We start from the raw sequence: 26,219 nt of genomic DNA, 5'->3' as shown, positions 1-26,219 counted from the left end.
CGCGCTTATTTATACAGTTCTGCACTCATGGTCACGGTGTTGCCCATGCGTGCGCTGGTGATTTTGTATTCGGAGGCATTCATCTTTTTCGCTTTCTGAGCAATCGCCGCTTCGGCGGAGTCCAGCGTGGAGCCGGAAGCCGTGACGCTTTGCGCTGAAGCGCTAAAGGCAGCAACGGTAAGAAAGGAAGCAGCAAAAATCGCGGTAAGGGTTTTCATGGTCGTATCCTGTTTTGAATGAGGCGTTGCCAGTAGCAACGTGATGCGAAGAAGGATACGACCGGGGACTGATTACATAAATGGTATAAATAGCAATAGACTGTTATCAGGAAAGCAATAATGTGGCTATGCCGTGATGCCAGCCCACCACAGGCGCAGCTTCATGCCCCAATAGCTGGTCCAGCCGGTGGTGGCGCTAACCGGTTGGCCTTTATCAATCACCACCAGCGTCGGCGTCACGCTCACCTGCCAGCGCTGAGCCAACTCGCCGCGCGGGTCGTTAATCACCGGCATCGTCAGATCTTTTTTATGCATCCACTGCGCTAACCGCCGGTCATCGCCGGAGCGCATCGCAATGCTCACCACATTGCCGCCCTGCTCGGCGAGCTTGTTCACCGACGGTGAGGTAAAGCGGCAGACGTTGCACCAGGTCGCCCAAACGTACACCAGCAGCGGTTTTTGTTCGCTGAGGGCAGCAAAATCCACCGCCCGGCCATCAATGGTCGACATCACCGTCCCAGAGAAGGTGTCCGGCAATGCAGGCTGACGGTATTTATCCACCGCCCAGACGATTGCCGCACCGATGACCAATAGGATCACCCCTTCACGCAGCCAGCGTAGCGCCCGCTGCCGATTGAAAAATTTGCGCATGTTCACCTCGTATCATGACGAGGCTTATCTTAACGAGCCGGCAGCATTAGTGCTGTAAAGAAGTGTCGCTCGGAAACCGGAGGTGCTGAGTCATAATGTCCTGGCGAAAATAGTCGACAAATGCACTGAACGTGAGGGGTTTGGAATAGAAATACCCCTGAAAATAATCAATATCATTTTCACGCAACCAGCTCACCTGATACTCATGCTCGACGCCTTCCGCCACCGTCTGGATCCCCATCTGCTTGGCCATATCAATAACGCAGTTAATCAGCGGCGTCGAAGCATCCGGCGAAATCTGATTAATAAACATCCGATCTATTTTGATGCTGTCGGGATTCAGGCTGGCTATCCAGGAGAGATTAGAAAAACCGGTGCCAAAATCATCCAGCGAGATCGCAATACCGTTCTCGCGGATAATCCTGACCTTCTCCAGAATGTCGCCATTCAGATCGATTTGCTCATTTTCGGTAAACTCGAAGGTCAGTCGCTGCCTCAACGCCTGAAAACGCGCGCCAAACTCACCGACAAAAGCATTGAAATCGCTTGATGACAGGTGGCTGTGGCTGATATTCACATTAAAGATAAACCCTTCCGGCAGGGGATTGTCCGAACTCTGGCAATCGGCGATCACCCGCTTCAGCAGGTTTTCCGTCATCAGGCCAATGGTCTGCGTTTTCTCCGCCACGGGAATAAAAATATCCGGCGGCACAAAACCGATTTCCGGATGTTCCCAGCGTGCCAGAATCTCTGCGCCAATCACACGATTGCTGTGTGCGCAGATAATGGGTTGATAGTACGGAATAATGCGATCGTCATGCACCGCATTCACCAGGTACTGATACAGCGAACGGCGGCGCGTCAGCAGCGACCAAACCAGCGCCGTCAGCAGCAGCGGCATCACGATGATAACTAACCAATAGGGCCAGGAATCCACAATCTCATACCAAATCTCATTGGCGGAAGGCTCGCGCCATACCAATGAGTACAGCCCGGCGCTGATCCGCTGCGGATATTCCGCTTTGCCTTTTTGCGCCGCACGGCCTTTCAGGATGCCGTTTTGCGTCAGGATATCGTTATGCACCACCAGGGCGAACCGCTCGTCCTGATTGGTGATCCCCATAATTCCCCTGAGATAGCGTAAATCCGCAGAAACCAGGATGCCGCCGTGAGCAAAACGACGATAGAGTGAAAAAGCGGGGATCCCAGCAGAAGCGACGGAGTCATCAATCTTAATCCCTTGTGCGCTAAAACTCCGGGGATCGATTTCCGCGCCTTTATTGTCCAGCAATGAGGAGCAATAGATACGATGATCATCGAGCAAACTCACCACCAGCATACGCAACTCGCGCGCCGGTAAGGTGTTCAGACGGTTTTCCTGCTGTCGATTACAGGGCTTACCCGCCCAGCCTTCCGACTCGCTGGCAACCCGATATGTTTCATCTATCAGGTTATCAATAGCATAGCGAATAGGAATCGCCTGATGCGCAATCTGCACGTTCAACTGCCGCTCGGCAATATGAAACGTCACCCAGAGCGCCAGAGCGAGCGAGCCCAAAAAAACCATGCCCACCAGGGCATAATTTTTACGATCGGCTTTGCGGGTATATTTGCTGTACATCGCGCCTATTCTCTTTGACGAATCACTTACCGCAGCGTAGACGATGCGTGGGTCTTCACCTGTTGGTGCTGCATATATTCACGCTGGAAGCTCTCTTTGCTAATTGGCCGGGAAAACAGGTAACCCTGGCCGTATTTCACACCCTGCTTCAGCATACTGGAGATCTGCGTATAGTTTTCTACGCCTTCGATGACCACGTCGGCGTCATGCTCGGCGATAAGCTGTAGCATCTGCTCCGTCACCGCCTGCTTGCCGTGGCCCAGGCAACTACGATCGAGCTTAATATAATCAGGCTCCCAGAACGCCAGCCGTTCGCTGAGGGCTTCAAGTGAACCGATGCCGTCCCAGGCGATGTTGATCCCAGCTTCCTGTAGCATTTGCAGGTTTTCACGCGCTGCCTCGGTCAGCGGCACTGCGCTTTGGGTTATTTCAAACACCAACTGTGCCGTACACAGCTTCAGCCGCGTCACGATAGCGAGCGCGTGGAAGGCAAAATCGACATCGTTGAGCTGCACGGCCGAAATATTGAGCGTAAACAGATACTCTTCTTGCGTATCAACGTGTTTTTGCGCAATAAACGTCAGCGCTTTTTCCATCACATAATAGCCCATCTCAACAATAGTGCCGTTTTCTTCAAGCTGCTGAATGAACTCCGCGGGCGGCACCACGTTGCGGCGATGGGTCCCGCGCACCAGCACTTCGCCACCGATGCAGGCAAAGCGGGATAAATCGAAGATAGGCTGAATGACGAAATCAATGCCCATGTCGAACTTTGCGTCTTCAACACAGCGAATGACGTAATGAATACTCTTGTCCATATCGACTTCTCACAGAAACAACCTGTTCAGACAAAGCGGCCTTAAGCGTAAAAACTTAAGCATCACCGGGAATAAAGCGTGCCGCCGTCGCTTAGAAAATCCCTTTCTGGCGGATCTGCTTCATTTTCTGCGCAGGGGCTCCCAAGGTACTCAGGTCCAGCTCTTCCGTCTGCCCGCTCCTGGTATTATCCGCCGCCGGTGCCGCAGCGCGGCCAGACAGGCGTAGCTGTTGCAACAGCAGGTGCTGCTGATTAAGCAGCGTTTTGAGCTGGGCGACTTCGCCACGCAGCAGAGTTAACTCCTCGCGAGAGGCGTCATCCGCTGCCGCCGCAGGTGCTGGTGCTGGCAGGCGAGACAGCGCGTCGGACATCAACGCGCGCATCTGCCGCAGCTGCTGTTTACTGAAATCATCGCTGGATGCTGCCGGTTCGGTCGCCGGAGCAGGCGCTTCACCCGGCGGGATCGGCAGCAACTGTGCGCTCACCAGCTCACCGCACAGCGCGTCAAGCGTCAGCTTCTCGCGGCCCATCGATTCGGCAACGTGGCTGCAAAGCTGCGGGTTCAGCAGTTGGAGCTGCAGCCCGGCGAGATAGACATTGCGATGGAAGCGGCGCATTTCCATATTGGCATCGCCGGGATGACTTCCCGTTTGATTAAGCTCCTGATGCCATTTCTTCAGTTGCAGCATCGCGCGCAGATCGGCGCGCGAGTGTTCTGGCGACAAATGCAGCGAGAGATTAACGCGGCGAATGTGCCTGTTACTCATCGTCGCCCACCTCAGCCATGTGCGGAGCCGCGACCGTTTCAACGCCGGAGTCAGCGTGATACAGGCAAATTTCGCGGGACAACGCGCTTTGCGGATTTTCGATGGTCACAACGCGATCGCCGAGCGTGGCATAGGTTTCACGGACCGCAGACTCAATCAGATGTGCGCCGCCGCCGACCAGATACACACGGTTCGGGTTCTTGGCGAATTTCTTCGCTTCGTAAGCCACCTGGTCACCCAGTTCCTGGATTTTGATTTCAACGCGCTCGAGGATCTCTTCAATGCGCGATTCATCGTTAATCACGCTCTTCACGAAATCCATGTCGTGGCGACGTTTAATCAGTTCGTTCGCCACCAGATAGCTGGAGTCGCTATCGGCCGCCGCCAGCAGCTTACGGGTGGCGTCGGTCACCATCGCCACGCCGATTTCGTTGTTGCCGTAAATCGCCGAGACATCGTCAAATTCACCGACGATAACGCCCATATCCAGCGTGGTTCCACCGCAGTCGATCACCAGCGATTTGGTGAACTCGGTGACGTTGGAATTCAGCAAATGCGACAGCGCCGCCGGCAGGCTTTCTGGCATGACCTGGACGTCAGCAATACGGAACAGCTCGCCTTTGTTGAGCGAGATATCGCGCATCAGGTTACGACGTTTCGCTTCAATGCGGCTTTCGTTGCGCTGGCAGTCGTCCGGGTTGTAGAACTGGGTGATTGGCAGCGTCACAATCACTTCAACGTCGCACGGCGCGAGGCCGGTCAGCAGCAGCGCATGGTGTACTGCCAGCAGGTTCAGATCATCATATTGGTAGTCGATATGGGTGGTAGACAGCGCTTTGTCTGACGTCGCGTCATAAGTGTATTTGGTGGTGCCGATGGTGTAGTTGTACACCGACTGGCCGCGCAGCAGCGCCGCGCTTTTCCAGTCTTTACGGAACGAGTTTGGTGACACCACGGTTTTCAGGGTGCCGTTCTCAATCCAGCTGATTTTTACGTTGGTTGAACCATCATCAATGGCGAATTTCATACGGGTTGCAGTCATGGTTACGGTCTCAATTCAGAAAGTGTTTTTACAGGACGCGACGTGCGCCAAGGTAATGTGATTGCCAGAAGTCATCGGACAACTTGCTAATACGAATTTTTAGCCCGGTACGCGGCGCTTCGATAAAGCGGCCATCACCGAGATAGACGCCAACGTGGTCGGCGCCGGGGCGTTGGTTAATGTTAAAGAAGACCAAATCCCCCTGTTTCAGGCTGCCGCGATGCACGGACTTCAGGCCGTCATCGCGGAACATGCCGTTGGCCGTGCGCGGGAGCTTACGGTCCAGTACGTGGTTAAAGGCGTAGAACACCAGTCCGCTACAGTCGAAGCCGTCCGTCGGGCTATTGCCGCCCCACAGATAGGGTTTTCCTAGCTGGTCATGCAGACGGCTGAGGACGGTTCGCAGGCGGAAACTCTTTTGCGGTTTACTGGATGTTGCCGCGACCTTGCCTTCCTGCACGTCGTTCCACAACGTTTCCGAACCGCCAAGGGCGCCGGGTTGCCAGCGCTTATGCATGGCCAGCATTTCACGATTCTTCGCACGGTCGGCTAGCTTCTGCGCCAGTTCACGACGCTTTTGCTCCGGCGTCTGCGGTACCACGACGGTGCGTTTTTTGGCTTTGGCCAGCAGGCGGGCGCGGTTTTGTTTGCGCTTTAGCGCTTCGCTGTCGGTCACGGCTTCTGTCGTTTTGGCGGACAGCGGCTTTGCGCTGACGTAGCTCATCGGCATCAGCAGCATTAAAAAGAGAGAAAAAAGCGGTACCCATTGGGCGGTAAACGCCCGAACGGGTACGAAAAGGATGATAAGGAAGAAACGTTTCACAACTTTAACTATCAGGTTAACGGGTGTTAGACAGCTTTTCGGTCAGCGGCTTGATGATATTTTCACCGTGCTGGCCAAAGAACTGATACAACGTGTCGCTGGCGGAGTGCGTCAGGACCATGATTTCGATACGGCGATTTGCCGAGCTTAATGGGTTGTTAGGATCGAGCAGCATTTGATCCGCCATGCCGCTGACCTGCAAGATTTTGCTGGCATCCAGACCGCTGCGGGTCAGCACCTTACGCGCCTGCATCGCACGTTCGCCGGAGAGATTCCAGTTGTTGTACAGCTCCTGGTCACGGAAACGGGTGGCATCGGTATGCCCGGTAATGATGATTTTGTTGTCGATCTTATTCAGTTCGGGCGCAAACTCGGTCAACAGGCGTTTAAAGAACGGCGTCAGAATGGCGCTACTACGCTGGAACATCTCGCGCTTCTGGTCATCGGTAACCAGAATTCGCAGCCCCTGCGGGACAATCTCCATTTTCAGGTTAGCCTGCGCATTGTAGTCAGATGTGATCTTCATGATCATGCGCGCCAGGTCTTCGATCTCATTTTTAGAGCGACCGTTGACCGCATCCAGGCTTTCCGTTTTATTGACCTGCTGCGCGAGTTCAGCCTCGGTTTTGACCTGGTTTTTTGGCTGCCCTTCGCTCGCATCATGACGCCCGCCGATCAGTGAGATCTGCCCACCGTTGCCGTCTTTTTGGGTCACCGGGGTAATGGCGTTGCCTTCAAAAATAGATTCACCGTGCAGCAGTGAAACAATCTCTTTGCGCTCTTCTTCCGTCACCGCGCCCATGATCCACAGCACCATGAACAGTGCCATCATCGCCAGCGTAAAGTCGGCAAAAGCCACCTTCCACGCGCCGCCATGCATCGCATCATGGCTTTTGCGCGAGGAACGCTTGATGATCGTGGTATGTTCTTTGTTGCGGCCTCGCATCAGGACTCACCCACCATCTGGTTGACCCAGCCATCCAGCGTGGCAAACGTTGGTTTGGTGTCCATCGGCAGCATTTTACGCCCCGCATCCACTGCCAGCAGCGTTGGCTTGCCGGCAACATGATTCACCAGCACGGTACGCACACATTCCAGCACCGCGATCTGTTTTTTAGTACGCTGCTCCATGGCATTTGCCACCGGATCCATTAAGCAATAGCAGAAGAATACGCCGAGGAAGGTCCCCACCAGCGCGGCCGCGACCTTCACGCCGATGACGGCGATAGAACCGTCGATAGACTGCATCGTGATAATGATCCCCAGTACCGCCGCACAGATACCGAAGCCCGGCATTGCTTCTGCGGTACGCTGTAAAGAGCGAGATGGCTGCAACAGGTTCTCTTCCATTGCCCCCAACTCTTGCTCAAGGATCCCTTCCAGCTCGTGCTCGTTAATCTTACCCATCGCCATCAGGCGGAAGTTATCGGAGATAAACGTGACCAGCGCTTTATCACGCAGCATCAGCGGGTACTTCTGGAACAGCGGGCTGTTTTCCGGCGATTCGATGTGTTCATCGAGCACCTTCAAACCACCGTCCTGCACCAGTTCCAACAGTTCATAGAGCAACATCAACAGCTGACGCTGATACTCGTTGGTGTATTCATTCTTACGCATGATGCCGCGGAACTGGCGATACATTTCCGCCAGCACGGCGCGTGGGTTGGCGAGAACCATCGCCCCCAGACCTGCACCCAAAATGATGATGATTTCACCCGGCTGCCAGAAAGAAGAGAGCTGGCCGCCCGACATAATAAAGCCGCCGACCACACACCCCATGATGATGATGATACCGAATAGTTTCTGCATAACTCTTTCACTTATCGAAAAAAGACTGAATTTTTTGGGCGATTTTCTTATTGAGCTGACACACTCTGGCCTCGGTTAACTCGAGCACCAGCGCAATCTCTTTCAGGCTCATTTCATGCTGGTAATAAAGCGTCAGGATCAGCTGTTCACGCTCGTCAAGCGCTGCCAGCGCGCTTCGCAGAGTCCGGCTGACGATGACTTCGTCCTCCAGCGGACGACTGTCCAGCGCACCTGCGTGAACGTCATTCCCTAACAGCTCATCCAGGCTCTCTATCGTTTTGGCGCAATCCAGCAATAAGTATTCCTGGTACTCCTCTGCCGTGATCGACAGATGGCGGTTAATATCCTCGAAGCTGGGCGTCCGCCCGAGTTGGCGCGCAATTTCGCGGATACCGTCGTTCAATTTATGCGTCTTTTGCCGCAGGCGGCGGGGACGCCAGTCGAGCAGGCGCAGCTCATCCAGTACCGCGCCGCGAACGCGCTGTACGGCATAGGCAGCAAACTGCTCATCCGGGTGGCCATAGCGACGCAGCGACGTCAGCAGCCCCATCAGCGCGATCTGTTCCATATCTTCCCGGTCGATGACGCTGCTGGTCTGGTACGAAAGCTGTTTCACCACTCTGTTAACCAGCGGCAGATATGCGCTGACGTACCGCGCCTCATCTGCCGGAGTCAGGGTGTCACTCGCAATAAAATCCATCATTTCCATTGCGGCGTATCTATCACTGGAAAACCATTTTGCTGATGATGACGTCGTCAAACGGGACGTTCATCTTCAGGCTACTAAAACGCACGGCGTAGGCTTCCATCAGCTTGCCGTGCAGATCGCTTACGCTCATTGCCCGTACCTCGTCGTAGTCGAGATCGGAAAGCAGGCTGACGGTCGCTCCACGCACCGCCGGGATCATGTCCTGCGCACGGCGGGAATGCTCCGGGTTGTTGGTGGCTAAGTTCAGTTCCAGCAGCAGGTAGCGTTCTTTTTGGGTTTTCCCCTTCAGGGTGATCACCACATTTTTAATTTCCACAAACTCCACCGACTCTTTAGAAGAGCTGGTGAATAATCCGGATAAAAAGCTGCTGCCTGTCGCTTCGTCCATACGCAGTAAATGGGTACCCACTACCGTCATGCCGGCCGCCAGCATGGCAGTCACGAGGGCGATAATGAGACCGAAAGAGAGTGTTTTTGCGTTCATAATGTTCTTGTCTTAAACCGTCAGTAAAACCGAGTCATCTTCACGAAGATCTTGCGAAGCTGTTGTCCCGGCCGCCATTTCCACACCCGCCTGAATGGCGTTGTGTTGATCGGCAAATTGCTGTCCTTTGCCCTGCTGCTGCCCGCCCGATTGGGAAGACACCTGCACGTTGACCTGAACGAAGTTCTGTTCCGTCAGACTCTGGCGAAGATCGTTGCTGGTCTGCTGCAACGCGCGATAAACCTCGGCGTGGCTGGCGTTGATTTGCACCTGCACGCGACCGTTATCGACCTGCATGGAGATATCGATTTTGCCCATATCCGGCGGATCAAGACGGATAGTGGCGTGTTGAATCTGCTGCTTAACCTGCACCTGCAAACGGTCGCCCAGCGCGCTTTGCAGCTGCTCGCTCCAGCGGGAAGGTTCAGGATCCAGCTTCAGCGTGGAGGCAGGCACGGAGGCGGTTGCCGTGACCGGCGTCGACGCGTTACTGGCGTCCAGCGCCTGCGTCATCACCGGCGCCACCGGGGTCATTGCCGTCATTAGCGCTGGAGAAATGGGCTGGCTGCTCGGCAACACGCTCGCGGCGGATTCGGCGTTGGCGGTGCCCGTGGTCGGCATCGGCGTCACCGGATTCTGCTGCTGCAATGACGGCGCAATTCCCCGCGTCAGCCCTTGCGAAGCCGCCAGCGTCTGGGCGTTCGCCATGAGCAGATCGCCCGCCTGCGCGGCCGTGCCGGTATAGCCCGGGCTTTGCGTTGGCATTTGGCTGGTCATCAACAGCGTTTCCAGCAGCTGCTGCTGCGAATTATCTTTCAGTAACCCATCGCTCAACTGCTGCAAATCAGCGGTGGTCTCGTCGTCTTCATCCAGCGACAGCGGCTTGGCGCTAACGGTGATGTCACGCGTCGGGTTCAGCCCCTGACCGACCATCAGCGTATCGATAACGTTCAGCAGCGCATCGCTAAATCCTGCCGCCGTTTGCGCGGTATCGGTTTGCGCGACCTGCCCGGCAATCGGTTCTGCCTGCATCGGCAGGCCGGATCCATTCAGAGCACCTTGAGAAAGGTTGAGAATATCCATTAGCGCATCGCTCCTTCATCCGTAAATAAGGCATACGCCGTTGCCCCTTCCCTGTTACGTACCGACAGGCTCATTTTTTCCGCCAGCATGTCGCTTTGCCCCTGGCAGTAATCACGCGCCTGCTGGTGCGTCTTCTTGAGTGCATCCATCGCCTCGCGCTCTGCCGCCTCCAGGCTTTTTCCCTGGATGGCGCGCAGCAGCTCGGCAATTTTGGCGTCAACGTTAACCACGGCAGGCCAGTTATGGTCTTCCGTGGCCTGCCGCAATGCCTGAGTCAGAACCTGGATGGAATGAAGTGCACTCATGCCGCCTGACCCATTTTTTCCCAACCTTCCTGGATATTGCCGAGGATCACTTCCACTTCTTCGATGTTCTCCACCGACAGGTTGTGGCTCGCGTCATACAGGCGATACACGCAGTAGTCGTACAGGTTGGCCAGGCTCAGCGCCAGCTCACCGCCTTTGTCAAAATCCAGTGCGCTGGTCAGCGCATTGAGGATATCGATGCACTTGTTGATACTCTGTGCTTTGCGCTCAAAGCGGCGCGCGGTGATGTGGCTCTTCGCGCGAACCAGCTCATCCATCAGACCGTTAAACAGCATCAGCACCAGCTGGTGCGGATTGGCGGCGGCGGCCTGAATTGCCAAGTCAGATTGTTGATAGAGGCCAAAGCCTTCCTGGTCATTACCGTACATTGCTGGTCTTTCCCTTTGAATTAACTAAACATACTCATGGTGTTGTTCATCTGCGTCATCAGCGACTGGAGCTGCGTAAACTGCTTGAGATAGCGGTTATACGAAGACTCATAACGCGTATTCATTTTTTCGGTTTTGTTGTCGATTTCCGTCTTCTGGCGATCGAGCGTTTCCTGACGGCCCTTTAGCAGGCCGCTGCTGCTACTGAGGTATTTATCCAGTGACTTATCCATCGACTTGATCAGGCCATCATTGCCGTTAAAGAACTGGGCGACGGTCTGCGGGTCATTTTTGAGCTGCTCTTCCAGTACTTTAGAATCAATTTTGAGCTTGCCGTCTTTATCCGCGCTGATACCGAACTTACTCATATTCTGTTCACCGAATGTGCCGCGCAGCATGTTGCTCAGTTCGCTGGTCAGTGCAGAGATACTGGCATCGCCCGCAAATGCACCACGCGAATCAGAGCCGCTACCCGTCGCAGTCATACCCGCAACGGTTTCACGCAGTGAGTTGTACGCATCGAGGAAAGCCTGAACCTGGTTTTGGGTCTCAGTGGTATCGGTATCGATAGAGATAATCAGCGGCTTGTTAGCCTCGGTGGTGCTGGTCAGCTTGATAGAAACACCATCAACCAGGCTATCCAGGGTGTTGGAGCTACTCTTGTACTCCTTAGCGGAATCACCGAGGGTAAAGATGGCATCTTTACCTGCAGTCATAATCTCTTCTTTATCAAAAATATTCTGACCGTTGGTCATGCCGCTGGTATCAAGCTGGATATCGTACTTCTCACCGCTCTGGTCGCTGTTTAGGATCAGCGACACTTTGCCATCAACGCGCATCAGAGACGCGGTAACGCCATTCTGGGCACTGGTTGCCGTGTTTGAGTTCGATGCGCTCGGGAAGTCGGTTTTATTAATCGCCTCGGCAAAATCGGCCAGGCTGTTCAGACCATCCATCTCAACCTCAATGCTTTCACCGTTAAGATTGATTTTTAGCGTACCGGTGGCATTTTTAATCGCGTCATCGTCGAGGTCTTCAAAACCCTTCTGCTGAGCGGTCGCCAACTGGGTGATGTTGAGGCTGTAGGTCCCTTTCTTCGCGCTGGCGCTGGCGGTAATGGTCGCAATGCCTTCCTGGTTCATGGTGGCCGAGTTTTTCAGCACGCTGGCGGAGGTTGAGTTCAGCGCCGTAATTGAACTGCGGAACGTCGTCAGCGCGGTGCGTAAGGACGCTAGTGCCTTGGTCTGGGCATCGAGATTTTTGGTTTGTTTTGCGATCGAGGTTTGCAGCGCAATAATGTCGTAGCCAGCCAGCTGAGTGGCCAGTGTTGATGGGTCGAAATCAGACATAATAGGTTCTCCAGGCACGCAAGCCATGATCGGTATGCAATGGATATAGCAACTATCGTGCCAACTTTTAAGTTATTGATTTTAAGTGGTTTAATTATGTGCAGGAACAGCCATTTCCGCTTTTTCCGGCAGAGAGGAAGGGAAAGCCGGATACAAAAACACCGCCATACAGCGGTGTTTTTTACGCTCAATCCGGGATGGATTAGCCCAGCAGGGACATCACCATGCTGGACATGCTGTTGGACTGCTTCAGCATGGACATGCTGGTCTGCGCCAGCAGCTGGTTACGGGACATGGAAGAGGCTTCAGTCGCGTAATCCGCATCACGGATGTTGCTCAGCGCCAGATCGGTGTTGTCTTTCATATTCGCCAGGTTAGCCGCGGTGTGGCCCAGGCGGTTGATTTTAGCACCCATCTCGGAACGAACCTTACCAACAGAGTTCAACGCGTTTTCAAGGTCGGTAATCATATTCTTAGCGCCGGAAGCGTTTGAGATCGTCATTCCACTCGTGGTGTTATAGTAAGAGCTAGCACCTGTAGCACCACCGGTTTTACCAATGTCACTAAATGCTCCGGTCGCGTTCAGCAGACCAGTAGCACCACCTTTCAGATCGGCGGAAAGGTTAACTTTCATGGTTTCATCGGTGCTGGAACCAATCTGGAAGTTCATTTCGTTAGCGAATTTACCGGTATCACCGAACAGTTTGTCTCCCGCATAGGAAGTGTTCTTCATAATATTGTTTAACTCAGAGTTCAGTTCGTCCAACTCGGAGTTGATCGCGGTACGATCTTTCGAAGTGTTAGTATCGTTCGCTGCCTGAGTTGCGAGGTCTTTCATGCGGTACATGATGTTGCTCACTTCGTCGAACGCGCCTTCCGCAGTCTGCAGCAGAGCTGTAGCATCAGAGATGTTACGTTGTGCAACGGTCATACCGTTGGTCTGGCCCTGAAGACGGGTTGCAATCTGCAGACCAGCCGCATCGTCAGCCGCAGAGTTGATACGTTTGCCGGTGCCCAGGCGTTCCATCGCGGTGGACAGCAGGCTGTTGGATTTGTTCATCGCATTGGTGGATGCCATGGAAGATGCGTTAGTGAAGATAGAGAGAGACATAAATGATTCCTTATTTCGTCTGTGTATTCGGTTGTTGTAATAATTAAAGACGACACGCCAGGAGCAAAGATTAAATCACAACGAATAAAATGATGGAAAAAACAGAGAAAACACATATAACCAATTGATTTCAAATAATTTTAATCTTGAAAAATCTTCCGCTCCATCTTCTGTTACGCGTGTTTCTCTATATCGTTTCACAATATATCTCTATATAGACAAGACCATTGGTGCCGGTATCGTGGGTCGGTACGGCCTAGCTGAGCGCATTTATCGCCCCGCTGAGGGTCTCATCTTTTTGTATCACGATGTTTCTTCGCTTTTTCGGCAAATACCCACTTTTACTTTATGGTTTCTCAATTTTTTTATTCTCTTGGTTACCCCATCATTTTTATTTTCCAGCGACTTATCTCATAAATCCTGTTAACTTAATCGGATTAGCCCTAATTCACTTCTCGTATGTTTCCGGTATAAAGCAAAATAAGTATTAAAACGACAAAAAAAGAACAAAAATTAAATCTATTTTTTAATATTTATTAACGCTGCACAAAAATAGTACCGTTAAGCAATTAGATCACAGCAATAACACAGCGGGTTCACTCTGTGATCACCTAATTAACATAAGTTTTATTTAACTATCGTTGTTAACTTCCGCCATAAATAATGCTTTTCATTCAACTGCCAATGTTAAAAAGCCTGTTGCGCATCACACTTTTATCGCGTAAAAAGAGCGCAGGAAAAAATTATTCCTTCCCGTTGAGGCGTATTGCAGACGAAAGCATTTCCGTTGTAACAGTAAACTGACACCTCTCCTGGAAGCACATAACGTCCATCTGTACTCTCCCGCAGGCACGCGGCATTCATTAAGAATTCTAAATGGAGTTGACCACTCAATCAGAAAATTTCTGAGGACGTTGAGTATCCACTGATTGTCACCATTTCCTGGGGTGGTTGAATCCATAAACATAAATGAATAAACGCTACTGTTCTGTAAATAACTGGCTGGTTGATGTCGCGTCTGGTTCGATTCTTCATTTAACGACCGGAGAGCGTAAAAGGCTGGGGGAATACCAGCTTAAACTTCTTGATATCCTGGTGCAGGATGCCGGTAAGATCTTCACGCGTGAAGAACTGACCAATCTGGTATGGGAACGTCGGGTCATCGGTAATAACAGCCTGCCCAACGCCATTCACGCATTGCGCACCGCGCTGGAAGATGACGGAAAAAATCAGCGCATTATTAAGACCATTCCGCGTAAAGGTTATCTGCTGGAGGCAGAGTACTGCTGCGTGGTGGAAAAAGATGAAGACGAAGTCAACGAAACGGAAGACGAGGCCGCAGCGGCAATAGCCACAGAAGAAGAAAATATCGACTTACCGCTGTCGGGCGAATCGGACGCAGAACCGGTACAGACTGAAAACCGCAGTGAGACCTCGGCCCCTCTTATCGCCCCGGAAGCCACCGCTCAATCGCGTCACCCCCGGATGGTCTACTTCTTGCTGGTTCTTCTGGTCGCCGTCAGCGTGACGTTTGCCACCAGTTGGTATCTGTTTAGCGGGATGGGCGAGCGTCAGGTGGTACGGGAAATTCAGCCCGGCATCTACAGCAATATTCATCTTTATTCGGTGGAAACCGCCGGCGATCCGGCCTATATGTCCGCCAACCTGTACAGCAAGCTCAAAGACTCGCTGTATGCGTTAAACCAGCAGATTAAATTGAAGTCGGTCTCGATGCATGTCTACTTCCACAGCAACAACTCGTCGCTGAACTACAGTTTTATGCTGACCAATAAGTGTGATGAGAAACAGCTGTCGATGGCTATCGATCACTGGCGTCTTGATACGTTACAACTCAACAACCTGATTCTGCGCGAAACCCGGAGGAAGCTCAATGAAATGGCAACGTGCAAAGCGAGTTAATCTGCTGATTGTGCTGATGATGGTTCTGGTTGGGCTGGGGGCGATAGCAATGAAGCTCTATCCCGCCAATTCCGCGTTACCTCAAGGTACCGTAGAGGGCGGTTTTCAGATGGGTTTCTACGACCTGATGTCGCAGCAAAAAGAGATCTATAACGTCCGTCTGCAAACCACACGGGGGATGATCATGACCACCATCACCAACCCCAACGACAACCGTTTTGTGCTAAAAGGCAAATTCACGCCGACACAGAAAAAACATGGGCGAATTTACTTTAACCTGACGCCTATCTACTACAGTACCGAACAAAAAGGGCTGATGATTGATGGGCTTGTCGACCAACTGATGTACTCCAACTATTGGATGGAGCCAATCTCATTCAACAAGCAGTCGCTGGTTGTCGGGCAAAACGGCGCGATCTTCCTCTACCCAATGCATAACTAGCCCTTCACCGGAGCGGTTTATCGCTCCGGTCTATGCATCTATCCCAGCAGATTTTTAACCGTTGCCAGACGCACATTGGCCTGCGCCCCTAATGCCTGCGACAGCGAACCGAAGCTATCGCCGCTTTTCGCCAGCGCTTCGCCCAAGCCACGTGAGGTTTCCAGCGCCTGCTTCGGGCTATAAGCGGTCGACATGTCATTGATGCGCGAAGTCACGCGGTCCTGCTTCTGACGCAGTTGGCTGCGCTGAGTGGTGATATGTTCAAGGGTATTTTGTAACTTCATCATCCCCTCACGCTCCCGGCGGCCGGACAGCGCGAGCATCTCATCGCTGCTGGCGTTCTCAGCCTGCGGCGCAAGCAGGGTAAAGGCATCGGCGGGGAAATGTTGACCTTCTCCGCGCACCGTAAACTGCCCGCTGACCCGCTCCCAGCGGCTTTCATCCACGCTGAACACCAGTTGGCCGCTGCCGGTCTGGTTCGCGTGAATCCCTAAACGCCCTAAGCCAACGTTGAGCTTGAGCAGCGTCTGGCGCGGCGTGGCTTCTTGCGGCAGCGCAACCGCCACCATCTCCCGCTGGCGGCCGCCGAGCGAGAAGACGAGCGTTTCGCCGCCCGGCTGGCTCAGCAGTTTTTCACTGCCCGGCAGGGTAAAATTGACCGTACTTTTTTGTCCCAGAGAAACCGTCAAATGCCGGTCAATCGTACCGCCAGAAAGCTGTGTACGTTGGGTCAGATGCTTTTGCAATGCGCTGACCTGCGCCCCTGAATCACCGCCGCGCGAAGCGGACTGACGCAGCTGCAACAGCTGCGTTTCCGTTTTGGCCAGATAGCTATCGGCCTGCTGAACCGCAGTAAGCTGCTGATTCAGCTGCACGTTGTAGCGCATTGGACGACGCGAAAGCAGCGCGGCCTCGGGGAATGCATTACGGGTAGAAACGGCCTCGGGCGTATTAACACGTCCAACGCTTTGGGGTGCATCAATACTTCCGCGCCCGGTGGTATTCGGGGCGGAAGTGGTCAGAGATGCTGTTTTTAAACCAACTTGCATAATGGATTACAACATACTGAAGAGGTTGAGCTGGCTGATCATGCTGTAGGACTTATTGGTGATTTGCATGGAGGTCATATACAGCTGCAGATTAATGGTCGTGGTCGCCGAATCGGCCGCGTTCAGATCGGTTTCAACCTGCGCATTCGATAGGCTCACGTCGGTATGCGCATCGCTAATCAGCGTCAAACGGTTCTGACGGCCACCGAGATCGGTAAACAGTGCGCCCAGGTTGTCGCTGGTCGATTGGCTCATATCGATCATCGCCGACAGGTCGTCCTGATAGTCCGCGTAGTTGGCGTTCGGATCCTGCATCTTTTCGCTGAGTTCTTTCAGCTTATTCAGCATTTCAAGATCGTTACCGGAGCTGGAAAAAGCGTGCGAGATATTGGTGTTCTCGGTAATGCTGACGCCGTTGGCAACGATGGTATCGCGCGAATTCTCATTGCCACCAAACACATATTTACCGTTTGCATCCAGCTCAACGGTTTTACTGCCGGTCATCGTGCCTGAGAACAGGTAGCTGCCATTCTCATTTTTACTGTTCATCGATGCCACCAGCGAATCCAGCATGGAGCCCAGCTCGGCACCGTAGCTTGCCAGGTCTTTCTGGCTCAGCGTACTGTTATTGGCCAACTTGAGCTTATCGCCGACCGCCAGCACCTGATTGCTCATTGCGGTAATGTGCGACTCCTGCACCGACAGCGCGCCGGAGAGGCTGGTGATATTGCTTTGATACTGTTTAATCGCGGCCTGTTCACGGCCCAACTGCACCAGGCGGCTGGCGGCGACCGGATCGTCCGACGGTACGTTGACGCGCTTTTGCGACGACAGCTGTTCCATCAGTTTCGCCACGCGGTTCCCGTTGGTGCCGAGTTGCGACAGCATGGCGTTTGAATTGTAAAGGCTACTAATACGCATATGTTGATGTCCCTAATAGCGCTTAAAAAATGCTGAGAAGATCGTTGAAAATCTGATTACCGGCGGCGATAACCTTCATATTTGAGGTATAGGCCTGCATATAGACCTGCAGGTTGATCGCCTCTTCATCCTGATTGACCGCGCTCAGGTTATCGCGCTGGTTCTGCGCCTGTTCGCTGACCGCCACGGCTGCTTCCATTTCCGTTTTGCTCTGCTTACTGGCAATACCGATGGTTGAGATAATCGCGGCAGCGCCTTCATTCAGGCTCATATTGCCCAGACCCGGGATATTGGTTTTCTGGTTTTTCAGCTCAATGAGTTCTTTGAGGTTATCACCGTTGCCCGGCTCATTCGGATCGCCCGACAGCGCCAGTTCTTCTGGCGTAAGGTCATTGACCTGCAGCATGCCGACCGGGTTAGACAGGTCGAAGTTGAACAGCGGTTTCCCGGCATTACCGTTAAGATCGTAACCCTTTGCCAGTTGGTCATTGAACAGATTCGCGACGGCTTCGGCCATGCCCTGCACCGAGTCGCTCATCTGCTTCAGGGTGCCGGTTTCATAATCGTACAGCGCCCCCAGTTGCCCGCCCGCAGACGGGTTAAGAGAAAACTCGCTGGTGGAGAACTTCAGGGTCAGCGTCGAATTACCGTTGCCGTCCGTCCCGGCACTCAGTTGCCCGGCGGTTTTACCACTCACCAGCGGCTGGCCGTTGCTCAGCGACACGGTATAACCGCTGCTGTCGTCGCTGACCTTCACATCGGCCATCGAACTCAGTTGCTTCACCAACTCATCACGCTGATCGCGCAGCACGCTGGCATTACCACCGGTGGCTTCCATCTCAACAATTTTCTTGTTGTAGTCGGCAATCCCACCGCTCAGGGTGTTGATCTGATCGACCATCGCCCCGCGCTGAGTGGTGATGGACTCTTTCTGACTGGAGATGAAGTCATTCATGCTGTTGAAGCGGGTTGCTAACGTATTCGCCTGATTCAACAGCTGCTGGCGCAGCGCCGGGGATTCGGGCTGCTGCGTCAGGGCGCTCATCGCGCTAACGAAATCATCAAGGCCGGTCCCCAGACTGGTGGAGTCGGTGCCAATCACCTTCTCCAGCGAGCTGATGTACTGGTTGCCCATGCTGTAATAGTTAGACTTGCTGTTGGTCTGCCACACCTGATTGACCAGATACTGGCTGGAAATACGGCGAATGCTATCCACCTGTACGCCGCTACCGGGAGAAATCCCCGCTTCGCCCATCGGCCCCACCGCGCTCTGGATAATGCCCTGACGGCTATAGCCAGAGGTCAGGTAGTTGGCGGTATTCATCGACGTCACGTTCATGCCCAGCTGGGCGGCCTGCAGACCACTGAAGGCAATATTAATCATACTCATGGCTTACTCCTGCCCTACGGGTCACGGGAACGACGGGCGTTTTAAGTTCTTGCGGTTGTCCCTGTAAAGCGGCCGCACCCGCCTCATTCTTAAGCGGCGTCGCCACCTGAGGTGAAAGCTGATTGATGATCATCTGCGTAATCCCGGTGCTGCGCTGGGAAGCCAGCTCGGATGCCATCTTGTCATCGTAGAAATCACGCATCATGCGCTGCTGTTTGCTGTTAAAAGGATTATCTTCCCCCAGTACGTCAGCCGCTTTACGCATTTGCGAAAGCATGGACCGCAGCATCAGCGCTTCAAACTGCTCGGCGGCCTGTTCCAGGTTTTGCGCTTTGACCTGCCCGGTCATGTCGCCGGGCAGAATAGACGTTTGTCGGTTAATGGCGTTAAGCATTACATCACCACCAGTTCAGCATCGAGCGCACCGGCTTCATGCAGCGCCTGCAGGATAGCCATGGTGTCGTCCGGTGCGGCGCCCAGGCTGTTGAGCGTATTCACAATACTGCGCAGACTGGTTCCGGCAGCAATCGTCACCATTTGTCCACGACCGCGGTTGACGCTGACGTCACTTTCCGGCGTCACCACCGTCTGGCCCTGGCCGAAGGCGTTCGGCTGGCTGACGTTGGAAGATTCACGAATGGTCACGGTCAGGTTGCCGTGCGAAACCGCCGCAGCGCGGACAATCACGCCATCGCCGATAACCACGGTGCCGGTGCGTGCGTTAAACACCACGCGCGGCGGCTGCTTGGCGGCGTTCACCTGGACATCTTCCAGCGCCGACATAAAGGCCACGCGGGCACCGGCGCCCATTGGTGCGCGTACCGCCACGTTGGTTGCGCTCTGCGCTGTTGCCGTTCCTGCGCCAAACGCATTGTTCAGTGCCAGCGCCACGCTGTTGGCGGTTTTAAAGCTTGGACGTTTGATATTCAGCATCACCATCGGCTCCTGCTGGAAATCGCTGGCAATTTCGCGTTCTACCGAGCCACCGTTTGGCACGCGGCCGACGGTTGGCGTATTGATCGTCACGCTGGAGCCGCTATTTCCTTCGGCCTTCACGCCGCCAACCACCACGTTGCCCTGCGCCAGCGCGTAAACTTCACCGTCAGCACCGCGTAGTTGGGTGAGCAGCAGCGTACCGCCGCGCAGGCTTTTGGCATCGCCAATCGAGGAGACGGTGACATCAATGCTCTGCCCAAGCGAGTAGCCCGGCGGCAGCGTCGCACTGATGGCAACGGCGGCCACGTTCTTCACTTTCGGGTCAATTTTTGCCGGCAGCTGTACGCCAAACTGGCGCAGCATATTGGTGACCGACTGGCTGGTAAATTTCACCTGGTTTTTATCACCGGTCCCGTCGAGACCAACGACCAGGCTATAGCCGATCAGTTGGTTACCACGAACACCCTGAATATCCACCACGTCACGCAGCGGCTGCGCCATTGCGGTGGCGCAAAAGAGGCTCAGCAGCAACAGAATATGTTTAAACATCTTGGCCTCCGTCAGATTGGGAACAGCGGGTGGTTAAAGAAGCGCACCAGCCATCCGGCGGCGTTCGCATCGCTCAACGCGCCGCGACCGGCATACGAGATGCGGGCGTTGGCAATACGCTGCGATGAGATGGAGTTGTCGCGTTCGATATCGTCGGCACGCACCAGCCCCGTCACGCGCATATACTCATCGCCCTGGTTGAGGGTGAGCCATTTTTCACCGCGGATCGCCAGTACGCCGTTAGGCAGCACTTTATAAACCGCCACGGTGATAGCCCCTCGCAGGCTGTTTTGCTGTTGCGACGTGGCGCTGCCGTTGAAGTTGCGGCTACCGTCGACCGAGCCCGACAGCTTGTCGACCGAGTGGCCAAAGGCCTCCGGGATGCCCATCGACACGTCATTTTTCTTGCCGAAGTTGGTTCGCGCTTGCTTGCTCGCCTGCGTCGACTCATCCAGCTTCACGGTCAGGATGTCACCAATACGGTAGGCGCGACGGTCCTGAATCAGCGACCAGTTATAGCCGCTGTTGTAGACCCCGCCGCCGCGCACCTTGGTGTCCGGCATGGAAAAATCTTCCGGCGGCGCGTACGCCGCATCATCCTTTTGCACCAGCAGTGCCGGGCTTTCACAGCCCGCCAGTGCCAGCACGAGCAAACCCATTGCTACCTGCTTTTTCATCGCTTTCACTTTACTGCCTGCCGTTACATCGACTGCGTGACAAACTTCAGCATGTCGTCTGCGGCAGATACCATTTTGGCGTTCATTTCATAGGCTCGTTGAACGGTGATCATGTCGACCATCTCTTCAACAACCTGCACGTTGGATCCTTCCAGAGAACCCTGCTCCAGCTGGCCAAACGCCTCTTCGCCGGGTACACCTTCTACCGCTTCACCGCTGGCCGCGGTTTCGAGATACAGGTTGCCGCCGATGGCTTCCAGGCCGGCCGGATTGACGAAGTTCACCAGCGTCAGCTGGCCCAGCTCAACCGCATCCGTCTCCCCTGCCACGGTGGCGGTGATGGTGCCGTCTTTACCAATTTGGATATCTTTGACGTTATCCGGCAGTTCAATCTGCGGGATCAGCGGCAAACCCTGAGCGGTCGTGAGCACGCCTTCTGGCGTTTTCTGCAGGTTACCCGCACGGGTATAGGCGATATCCCCGGTGGCGGTTTCCACCTGGAAAAAGCCCTGGCCGGAGATCGCCACGTCCAGGCTCTGCCCGGTGTTTTGAATGCTGCCGACGGTGAACTCTTTCTGAGTGCCGACAATCTTCACGCCGGTACCGTACTGAATGCCGGTTGGCGAGACGTTGTTCTGGTCAAGCTGGCCGCCCGGGGTACGCTGATTCTGATAGAACAGATCGGCGAACATGGCGCGGTCACGTTTAAAACTGGTGGTGTTAACGTTCGCCAGGTTGTTGGAAATGGCGGTCATTTTGGCGTCCTGCGCCGCTAACCCAGTTTTACTGATCCATAAAGCGGGATTCATCTGTGTTCCTTAATCGTATTATCAGGAGCCGCGAATCAAGCGGTTACCGGCGGTGGCAAGGTCTTCCGCCGCTTTCATCATCTTGATTTGCGCTTCAAACTGGCGGTTTAACGCAATGCTGGAGACCATCTCATTAATAGCCGACACGTTGGCCGACTCCAGATGCCCAGCGGCGACCGTGACGTCTTCATCACGCGGGTTGACCGTGGCGTTGGTGACCAGGTAGCCGGCTTCATTTTTACGCAGCGCGTCGGCGGGAATATTCACCAGCTTGATGCGGTCTACGTCCATCGGTGCAGCAATATCCCCGTCATCAGGGACAATGGTGATCACCCCGTCTTCGCCAATGGCAACCGAGGAAAACGGCGGCAGTACGATCGGCCCGTTGTCGCCTTCCAGCGGCAGACCGTTAACCGACAGTTCGCCTTCCGCATTCACATCAATCTGCCCATTACGGGTATAGACCTCACGGTTGCCGCTGCGCAGCGTAATCAGGCCATCGCCTTTAACGGCGATATCCAGGTCGCGTCCGGTTTCCCGCACCGCGCCCGGCGCCATATTCACGCCACCTTGCGTCGGCTCAGCCAGATAACGGGAGGCGTAGCCTTCCCCGTTAACCTGCTGGGTCAGCGCGTTGTCGAGATCGCTGCGAAAACCTTCGGTGTTGACGTTCGCCAGGTTGTTGGCGTGGATCTCCTGTTGAGACAGGCTCCGCGACGCACCGCTGACGGCGGTAAAAATTAAGCGATCCATTACACGGCCTGGAACAGCGCGTTCATCATGCTGTCGTTAGTGCTGATCACTTTAGTGTTCGCCTGGTAGTTACGCTGTGCGGTCATCAGGCCCACCAGTTCGGAGGTCAGATCGACGTTTGAAGATTCCAGCGCCCCGGAGACGATAGAACCCAGCAGGCCGGTGCCCGGCGCCCCGGTCAGCGGCGCACCGGAGCTGGCGGTTTGCGCCCAGGTGGTGCCGTCCTGCGACTGCAGGCCGTTCGGGTTGGTGAAGTTCGCCAGAACCAGCTGTCCCTGCAGCAGACGTTCGCCGTTAGAGAAGGTGGCATAGACGCTGCCGTCTTGATCGATAGCCTGCCCAGTACGCTCTCCGGAGGCATAGCCATCGCCTTTATTTTTGCTGACGGAGAAATCGGAACCGTACTGGGTGGTGTTGTTGTAGGTCAGAGCAATTTCCATTGCCTCGGCACCTGGAATAGCTGCATTTAACTTCACCGCACTGGTTGGGTCGGTCAAAATCCCCTGGGTGTTAAACGTCAGATCCTTCATCGATCCAGGCACTTCCGCGTCATCCATGTAATAGTGAACCTGCCAGGTGTTATCACCCGTTTTCACAAAGTACTGATTCAGGGTGTGCTCACGACCCAGCGAGTCATACACCTGGGTGGTATAGGAGTTGTTGTAGCTGGTGTTATCTTTCGGGTCGAACGGGGAGGTTGCCGGCACTTCCGCGCGCGCATCCATATTCGCCGTGAAGTCGATGCTTTTGGTCGCCTGCGCTGGAATAGAGCCGCTGCTGATGGTCAGGTTGCTGATGGTACCCACCTGCAACGTGCCGTTGGCATCCACCGGATAGCCCTGCATGTACATGCCCTGGTTGTTGATCAGGTTGCCGTTGCTGTCGGTGCCGAAATAGCCCGCACGGGTATAGGCCGTGGTGCCCGCGCTGTCGCGAACCATAAAGAAGCCGTTGCCGTTAATCGCCAGATCCAGTGCGGTACCGGTGGAAGCGATACTTCCCCCTTTCGTGATGCTCTGGGTAATCCCCGTCACGCCCACGCCCAGCGGCTGACTTTCGGCATACAGCGCGGAGAACTCAGCGCGGCCAGATTTAAAGCCAACGGTGCCGGAGTTAGCAATGTTGTTGGAGATCGCGTTGAGCTGTTCGGTAACGGCATTCAGGCCGGAAGTTGCAATACTAAAACTCATAAATCATTCCTGTTAAATGTAGAGACCTGATTCACTTCAGGCTTTGTTCTTTGAGGCAGAGCCAAACTGGGTAATGTTGTTGTAGGCGATTTCGCCCAATCCGTTGATATTCAGCACGGTAGAGCTGCCATCCAGCGGGATACGCACGTTGCTGACCACGCCACCAATTTCAATAGGCACGTTCTCTTCACCGGTATCGGTCACCACGCTCAGCGTGTATTTCCCTTCGCTCAGGCCCAGTTCCTCCGGGTCGATGTTGAAGTCCACCTGACCGGCTTCCTGTTTGCCCAACTCAATTTTGTGCTCAACGCCGGCAGAATCTTTGACGATAACGGTGACCACGTTAGCGGCGTGATCCAGCGTAATACGTCCATCCAGCGCGGTTTCACCATCGCTCTGAATTGAATCGGTCTGCACCATCACGTGCTGACCCACCAGATTGCCGGTGGTCAGCGTTTGCAGGTTGTCCATCAGCACCGAGCTGTTGGCCATCAGCTGCGACATGGTTTCCATCGATTGCACCTGCGTCAGCTGTGCCAGCTGGCTGACGTATTCCGTACCGTCCGTCGGGTTCAGCGGATCCTGGTTTTGGATCTGCGCCACCAACAGCTGCATAAACATGGTGTTCATCCCAGAAGCCGTGCTATTGCTAGCCACACCGCTGGTTGAGCTGCCGTTGCGGCTATCGGTATATGAGGTATCTACGTTCATGCTTACGCTTCTCCGAGTCGCAGCAGGCTTTGCTGCATACTTTTAATACTGTTAAGAACTTCCACGTTGGTTTCAAAACCACGTGAGGCCGACATCATGTCCGCCATCTCTTCCACCACGTTCACATCCGGGTAGTAGACATAGCCGTCATCGCTGGCCATCGGGTTGTTCGGTTCATAACGCTGTACCGCGTTTCCGGTCTCAACCACGTCCATCACCTGAACGCGAGCGCCGGTCAGGGCACGGTCATTCATCAACTCATCGTTCTTATAAACCGCCGCGAATACCGGGCGACGAGCTTTATAGGTGCCGGTTTCCGTCGCCGAGGCGGTTTCCGCGTTGGCGAGGTTACTGGCGATGGTGTTCAGACGTACGGTTTGCGCCGTCATCGCCGAGCCTGAAACGCGGTAGATATCTGAAAAAGCCATATTCCGTGGTTACCTACGTCGATTACTTGCCTTCAATGGCCGTTTTCAGACCAGTGAACTTCATGTTTAAAAATGCCAGGCTCATCTGATAGTCCTGGGTGTTTTTCGCAAACTCAGCCTGCTCAACGTTCAACGAAACGGTGTTGCCGTCCGAAGAAGGTTGGTAAGGCACGCGATACATTTCCTCCGGTGCCGACGGCATCGCTCCCATTGAAAAACTCGAACGTGAACGTTGCATCTCGGAGGCAAAATCAATATCTTTAGCCTGGAAGTTGGGGGTATCTACGTTCGCCAGGTTCGCTGACAGCAACTCTGCTCGGGAAAGTCGAAGTGCTACAGCCTGTGGATGAACGCCCAATGCTTTGTCAAAAGTAATACTCACAATTCACACCCTCGTGATGCTAAACCTGCATGATCTGCGAATTCTTATAGCAATATTCATGCCAAGGTTTTAATTACATGATTAATAACGGTTTTGTGAATTTTCTTCACGCCAGGGTGAAACGGCATTTCCGCTTCCTCATCGGCTTTTTCCTGCTGGTCCTGTGCGGCGCATCAACGGTATCTGCCAACACCCCAGCCCCGGCCAGCGCCCGCAAACAAATCTATGTCGCCGTGCAGCTTCACGCCGCGGATATCATTCGCCAGGAAGCCAAACGTCGTCAGTGGCCTGACTACCAGGCGAAGATGAATCTGTTTATTCCTTCCGAGGCGTCGCAGTACGCTGTCTGCCATCAGGAACCTGCCGTTTCGATTCCCGGCGGCGATCGCCTTGATATCAACCGGCTGCGTTTTGATGTCCGCTGCGAGGGCGCGAACGGTTGGGATATTTCGGTGACCGTAAAACCGGATATCTATCTGCCGGTGGTCGTCGCCAATAACACGCTGGAACGCGGCCAGGTCATTTCCGCCAGCAGCATCACGCTGAAGAAAATCAATATCAGCAGCACTCGCGGCGAATACATCACCAAACCGGATGATGTGATGGGGATGACGGTAAAACGCCGTATTCGCGACAGACAGCCCATTACCACCAACCAACTCGACTCCCCAACGCTGGTCGATCGCGGGCAGCGCGTGCTGATGATTGCCGAGCAAAACGGCGTTGAGGCGCGCACCATGGGTGAAGCCATGAAGAAAGGACGTAAGGGTGAGATCATCAAAGTGAAAAATGAAAGCAGTGGCCGCATCGTGAGCGCCATCGTCGCGGATACCGGGGTGGTCAACATGGTGTATGCCAGTGGCCAGTAAAAATCTTTCATCGCC

The 26,219-nt window shown here is 54.3% G+C and carries 31 protein-coding genes; 3 read left to right on the top strand and 28 right to left on the bottom strand.

The genetic code is table 11. The features are described from left to right. Nucleotides 1-5: 5 nt before the first annotated feature. The 16 genes from KCR01S_RS05510 to KCR01S_RS05435 all read right to left on the bottom strand — a co-directional run bounded on the left by KCR01S_RS05510 (nucleotide 6) and on the right by KCR01S_RS05435 (nucleotide 13,178). Complete coding sequence (locus KCR01S_RS05510) at nucleotides 6-218, bottom strand: YdgH/BhsA/McbA family protein (RefSeq protein ID WP_061280730.1); 213 nt, start codon at nucleotides 216-218, stop codon at nucleotides 6-8. Nucleotides 219-344: 126 nt separating this feature from the next. Further along, complete coding sequence (locus KCR01S_RS05505; RefSeq protein ID WP_061280727.1) at nucleotides 345-869, bottom strand: protein disulfide oxidoreductase; 525 nt, start codon at nucleotides 867-869, stop codon at nucleotides 345-347. A 46-nt stretch (nucleotides 870-915) separates the two neighbouring features. Then, on the bottom strand, nucleotides 916-2,490 hold the full coding sequence (locus tag KCR01S_RS05500) for an EAL domain-containing protein (protein WP_061280722.1): 1,575 nt from the start codon (nucleotides 2,488-2,490) through the stop codon (nucleotides 916-918). Nucleotides 2,491-2,516: 26 nt separating this feature from the next. Next, on the bottom strand, nucleotides 2,517-3,308 hold the full coding sequence (locus tag KCR01S_RS05495; protein ID WP_061280719.1) for an EAL domain-containing protein: 792 nt from the start codon (nucleotides 3,306-3,308) through the stop codon (nucleotides 2,517-2,519). Between the two features lie 91 nt (nucleotides 3,309-3,399). Beyond that, the gene (locus KCR01S_RS05490) at nucleotides 3,400-4,074 is read right to left on the bottom strand and encodes a hypothetical protein (RefSeq protein ID WP_061280716.1); all 675 of its coding nucleotides are present in this window, start codon (nucleotides 4,072-4,074) and stop codon (nucleotides 3,400-3,402) included. Continuing rightward, nucleotides 4,067-5,116 (bottom strand): plasmid segregation protein ParM domain-containing protein, encoded by a 1,050-nt coding sequence (gene parM, locus KCR01S_RS05485; RefSeq protein WP_082767940.1) that lies wholly within the window; start codon nucleotides 5,114-5,116, stop codon nucleotides 4,067-4,069. Before parM ends, KCR01S_RS05490 begins: the two co-directional genes overlap by 8 nt. Before the next feature lie 28 nt (nucleotides 5,117-5,144). Beyond that, entirely contained in the window at nucleotides 5,145-5,939 is a 795-nt protein-coding gene (locus tag KCR01S_RS05480; protein ID WP_244886193.1) for a C40 family peptidase, read from the bottom strand. A gap of 16 nt (nucleotides 5,940-5,955) precedes the next feature. Then, nucleotides 5,956-6,885 (bottom strand): putative lateral flagellar export/assembly protein LafU, encoded by a 930-nt coding sequence (lafU, locus tag KCR01S_RS05475; protein ID WP_061280707.1) that lies wholly within the window; start codon nucleotides 6,883-6,885, stop codon nucleotides 5,956-5,958. Beyond that, nucleotides 6,885-7,748: a flagellar motor stator protein MotA gene (gene motA / locus KCR01S_RS05470; RefSeq protein ID WP_061280702.1), complete on the bottom strand. Its 864-nt coding sequence runs from the start codon at nucleotides 7,746-7,748 to the stop codon at nucleotides 6,885-6,887. The genes lafU and motA overlap by 1 nt, the downstream gene beginning before the upstream one ends. A gap of 7 nt (nucleotides 7,749-7,755) precedes the next feature. Next, the gene (locus KCR01S_RS05465; protein ID WP_061281015.1) at nucleotides 7,756-8,451 is read right to left on the bottom strand and encodes a FliA/WhiG family RNA polymerase sigma factor; all 696 of its coding nucleotides are present in this window, start codon (nucleotides 8,449-8,451) and stop codon (nucleotides 7,756-7,758) included. Between the two features lie 19 nt (nucleotides 8,452-8,470). Continuing rightward, nucleotides 8,471-8,941: a flagellar basal body-associated FliL family protein gene (locus KCR01S_RS05460; protein ID WP_061280699.1), complete on the bottom strand. Its 471-nt coding sequence runs from the start codon at nucleotides 8,939-8,941 to the stop codon at nucleotides 8,471-8,473. Nucleotides 8,942-8,953: 12 nt separating this feature from the next. After that, complete coding sequence (locus KCR01S_RS05455) at nucleotides 8,954-10,024, bottom strand: flagellar hook-length control protein FliK (RefSeq protein ID WP_061280696.1); 1,071 nt, start codon at nucleotides 10,022-10,024, stop codon at nucleotides 8,954-8,956. Continuing rightward, nucleotides 10,024-10,329, bottom strand: a complete 306-nt coding sequence (gene fliT, locus KCR01S_RS05450) for a flagellar protein FliT (RefSeq protein ID WP_061280693.1) — start codon at nucleotides 10,327-10,329, stop codon at nucleotides 10,024-10,026. Before fliT ends, KCR01S_RS05455 begins: the two co-directional genes overlap by 1 nt. After that, nucleotides 10,326-10,718, bottom strand: a complete 393-nt coding sequence (gene fliS / locus KCR01S_RS05445; RefSeq protein ID WP_061280690.1) for a flagellar export chaperone FliS — start codon at nucleotides 10,716-10,718, stop codon at nucleotides 10,326-10,328. The genes fliT and fliS overlap by 4 nt, the downstream gene beginning before the upstream one ends. Nucleotides 10,719-10,738: 20 nt before the next feature. Beyond that, entirely contained in the window at nucleotides 10,739-12,067 is a 1,329-nt protein-coding gene (fliD, locus tag KCR01S_RS05440; protein WP_061280687.1) for a flagellar filament capping protein FliD, read from the bottom strand. Between the two features lie 202 nt (nucleotides 12,068-12,269). After that, nucleotides 12,270-13,178 carry a flagellin N-terminal helical domain-containing protein gene (locus tag KCR01S_RS05435; protein ID WP_061280684.1) on the bottom strand — a complete coding sequence of 303 codons (909 nt, stop codon included), beginning with the start codon at nucleotides 13,176-13,178 and terminating at the stop codon, nucleotides 12,270-12,272. A gap of 969 nt (nucleotides 13,179-14,147) precedes the next feature. Between KCR01S_RS05435 and KCR01S_RS05430 the strand changes: the two genes are divergently transcribed. Both KCR01S_RS05430 and KCR01S_RS05425 read left to right on the top strand, forming a co-directional pair. Then, on the top strand, nucleotides 14,148-15,098 hold the full coding sequence (locus tag KCR01S_RS05430) for a winged helix-turn-helix domain-containing protein (protein WP_061280680.1): 951 nt from the start codon (nucleotides 14,148-14,150) through the stop codon (nucleotides 15,096-15,098). Further along, nucleotides 15,070-15,540 (top strand): hypothetical protein, encoded by a 471-nt coding sequence (locus tag KCR01S_RS05425; protein ID WP_061280677.1) that lies wholly within the window; start codon nucleotides 15,070-15,072, stop codon nucleotides 15,538-15,540. The genes KCR01S_RS05430 and KCR01S_RS05425 overlap by 29 nt, the downstream gene beginning before the upstream one ends. A 38-nt stretch (nucleotides 15,541-15,578) precedes the next feature. Here the strand turns inward: KCR01S_RS05425 and KCR01S_RS05420 are convergent, their stop codons facing one another. Genes KCR01S_RS05420 through flgB form a run of 12 tightly spaced genes read right to left on the bottom strand, consistent with a single transcriptional unit; the run spans nucleotide 15,579 to nucleotide 25,335 of the window. Then, the gene (locus KCR01S_RS05420; RefSeq protein WP_061280673.1) at nucleotides 15,579-16,589 is read right to left on the bottom strand and encodes a hypothetical protein; all 1,011 of its coding nucleotides are present in this window, start codon (nucleotides 16,587-16,589) and stop codon (nucleotides 15,579-15,581) included. Nucleotides 16,590-16,595: 6 nt separating this feature from the next. Continuing rightward, nucleotides 16,596-17,510, bottom strand: coding sequence for a flagellar hook-associated protein FlgL (flgL, locus tag KCR01S_RS05415; protein ID WP_072277099.1), 915 nt, complete (start codon nucleotides 17,508-17,510; stop codon nucleotides 16,596-16,598). A 22-nt stretch (nucleotides 17,511-17,532) separates the two neighbouring features. Next, on the bottom strand, nucleotides 17,533-18,900 hold the full coding sequence (flgK, locus tag KCR01S_RS05410; RefSeq protein ID WP_061280669.1) for a flagellar hook-associated protein FlgK: 1,368 nt from the start codon (nucleotides 18,898-18,900) through the stop codon (nucleotides 17,533-17,535). Beyond that, nucleotides 18,887-19,294 carry a rod-binding protein gene (locus KCR01S_RS05405; protein WP_061280666.1) on the bottom strand — a complete coding sequence of 136 codons (408 nt, stop codon included), beginning with the start codon at nucleotides 19,292-19,294 and terminating at the stop codon, nucleotides 18,887-18,889. Before KCR01S_RS05405 ends, flgK begins: the two co-directional genes overlap by 14 nt. Continuing rightward, the gene (locus tag KCR01S_RS05400) at nucleotides 19,294-20,385 is read right to left on the bottom strand and encodes a flagellar basal body P-ring protein FlgI (protein WP_061280664.1); all 1,092 of its coding nucleotides are present in this window, start codon (nucleotides 20,383-20,385) and stop codon (nucleotides 19,294-19,296) included. Before KCR01S_RS05400 ends, KCR01S_RS05405 begins: the two co-directional genes overlap by 1 nt. 11 nt (nucleotides 20,386-20,396) lie before the next feature. Continuing rightward, nucleotides 20,397-21,062 (bottom strand): flagellar basal body L-ring protein FlgH, encoded by a 666-nt coding sequence (gene flgH, locus KCR01S_RS05395; protein ID WP_061281010.1) that lies wholly within the window; start codon nucleotides 21,060-21,062, stop codon nucleotides 20,397-20,399. A gap of 23 nt (nucleotides 21,063-21,085) precedes the next feature. Then, the gene (flgG, locus tag KCR01S_RS05390; RefSeq protein WP_061280659.1) at nucleotides 21,086-21,871 is read right to left on the bottom strand and encodes a flagellar basal-body rod protein FlgG; all 786 of its coding nucleotides are present in this window, start codon (nucleotides 21,869-21,871) and stop codon (nucleotides 21,086-21,088) included. 21 nt (nucleotides 21,872-21,892) lie between these two features. After that, complete coding sequence (locus KCR01S_RS05385; RefSeq protein ID WP_061280656.1) at nucleotides 21,893-22,624, bottom strand: flagellar basal body rod protein FlgF; 732 nt, start codon at nucleotides 22,622-22,624, stop codon at nucleotides 21,893-21,895. Further along, nucleotides 22,624-23,814 (bottom strand): flagellar hook protein FlgE, encoded by a 1,191-nt coding sequence (gene flgE, locus KCR01S_RS05380; protein ID WP_061280653.1) that lies wholly within the window; start codon nucleotides 23,812-23,814, stop codon nucleotides 22,624-22,626. The genes KCR01S_RS05385 and flgE overlap by 1 nt, the downstream gene beginning before the upstream one ends. 36 nt (nucleotides 23,815-23,850) lie before the next feature. Beyond that, on the bottom strand, nucleotides 23,851-24,525 hold the full coding sequence (flgD, locus tag KCR01S_RS05375) for a flagellar hook assembly protein FlgD (protein WP_061280650.1): 675 nt from the start codon (nucleotides 24,523-24,525) through the stop codon (nucleotides 23,851-23,853). Nucleotides 24,526-24,527: 2 nt separating this feature from the next. Next, nucleotides 24,528-24,953 (bottom strand): flagellar basal body rod protein FlgC, encoded by a 426-nt coding sequence (gene flgC / locus KCR01S_RS05370; RefSeq protein ID WP_052285048.1) that lies wholly within the window; start codon nucleotides 24,951-24,953, stop codon nucleotides 24,528-24,530. A 22-nt stretch (nucleotides 24,954-24,975) separates the two neighbouring features. Further along, complete coding sequence (gene flgB / locus KCR01S_RS05365) at nucleotides 24,976-25,335, bottom strand: flagellar basal body rod protein FlgB (RefSeq protein WP_061280646.1); 360 nt, start codon at nucleotides 25,333-25,335, stop codon at nucleotides 24,976-24,978. A gap of 77 nt (nucleotides 25,336-25,412) precedes the next feature. Between flgB and flgA the strand changes: the two genes are divergently transcribed. Continuing rightward, on the top strand, nucleotides 25,413-26,204 hold the full coding sequence (gene flgA, locus KCR01S_RS05360) for a flagellar basal body P-ring formation chaperone FlgA (protein WP_072277098.1): 792 nt from the start codon (nucleotides 25,413-25,415) through the stop codon (nucleotides 26,202-26,204). The last annotated feature ends 15 nt before the right edge of the window (nucleotides 26,205-26,219 follow it).

The organism is Kluyvera cryocrescens NBRC 102467 (genome assembly GCF_001571285.1).
GTDB classification, from domain to species: domain Bacteria; phylum Pseudomonadota; class Gammaproteobacteria; order Enterobacterales; family Enterobacteriaceae; genus Kluyvera; species Kluyvera cryocrescens.
This window is presented reverse-complemented; position numbering and strand designations above follow the sequence as displayed.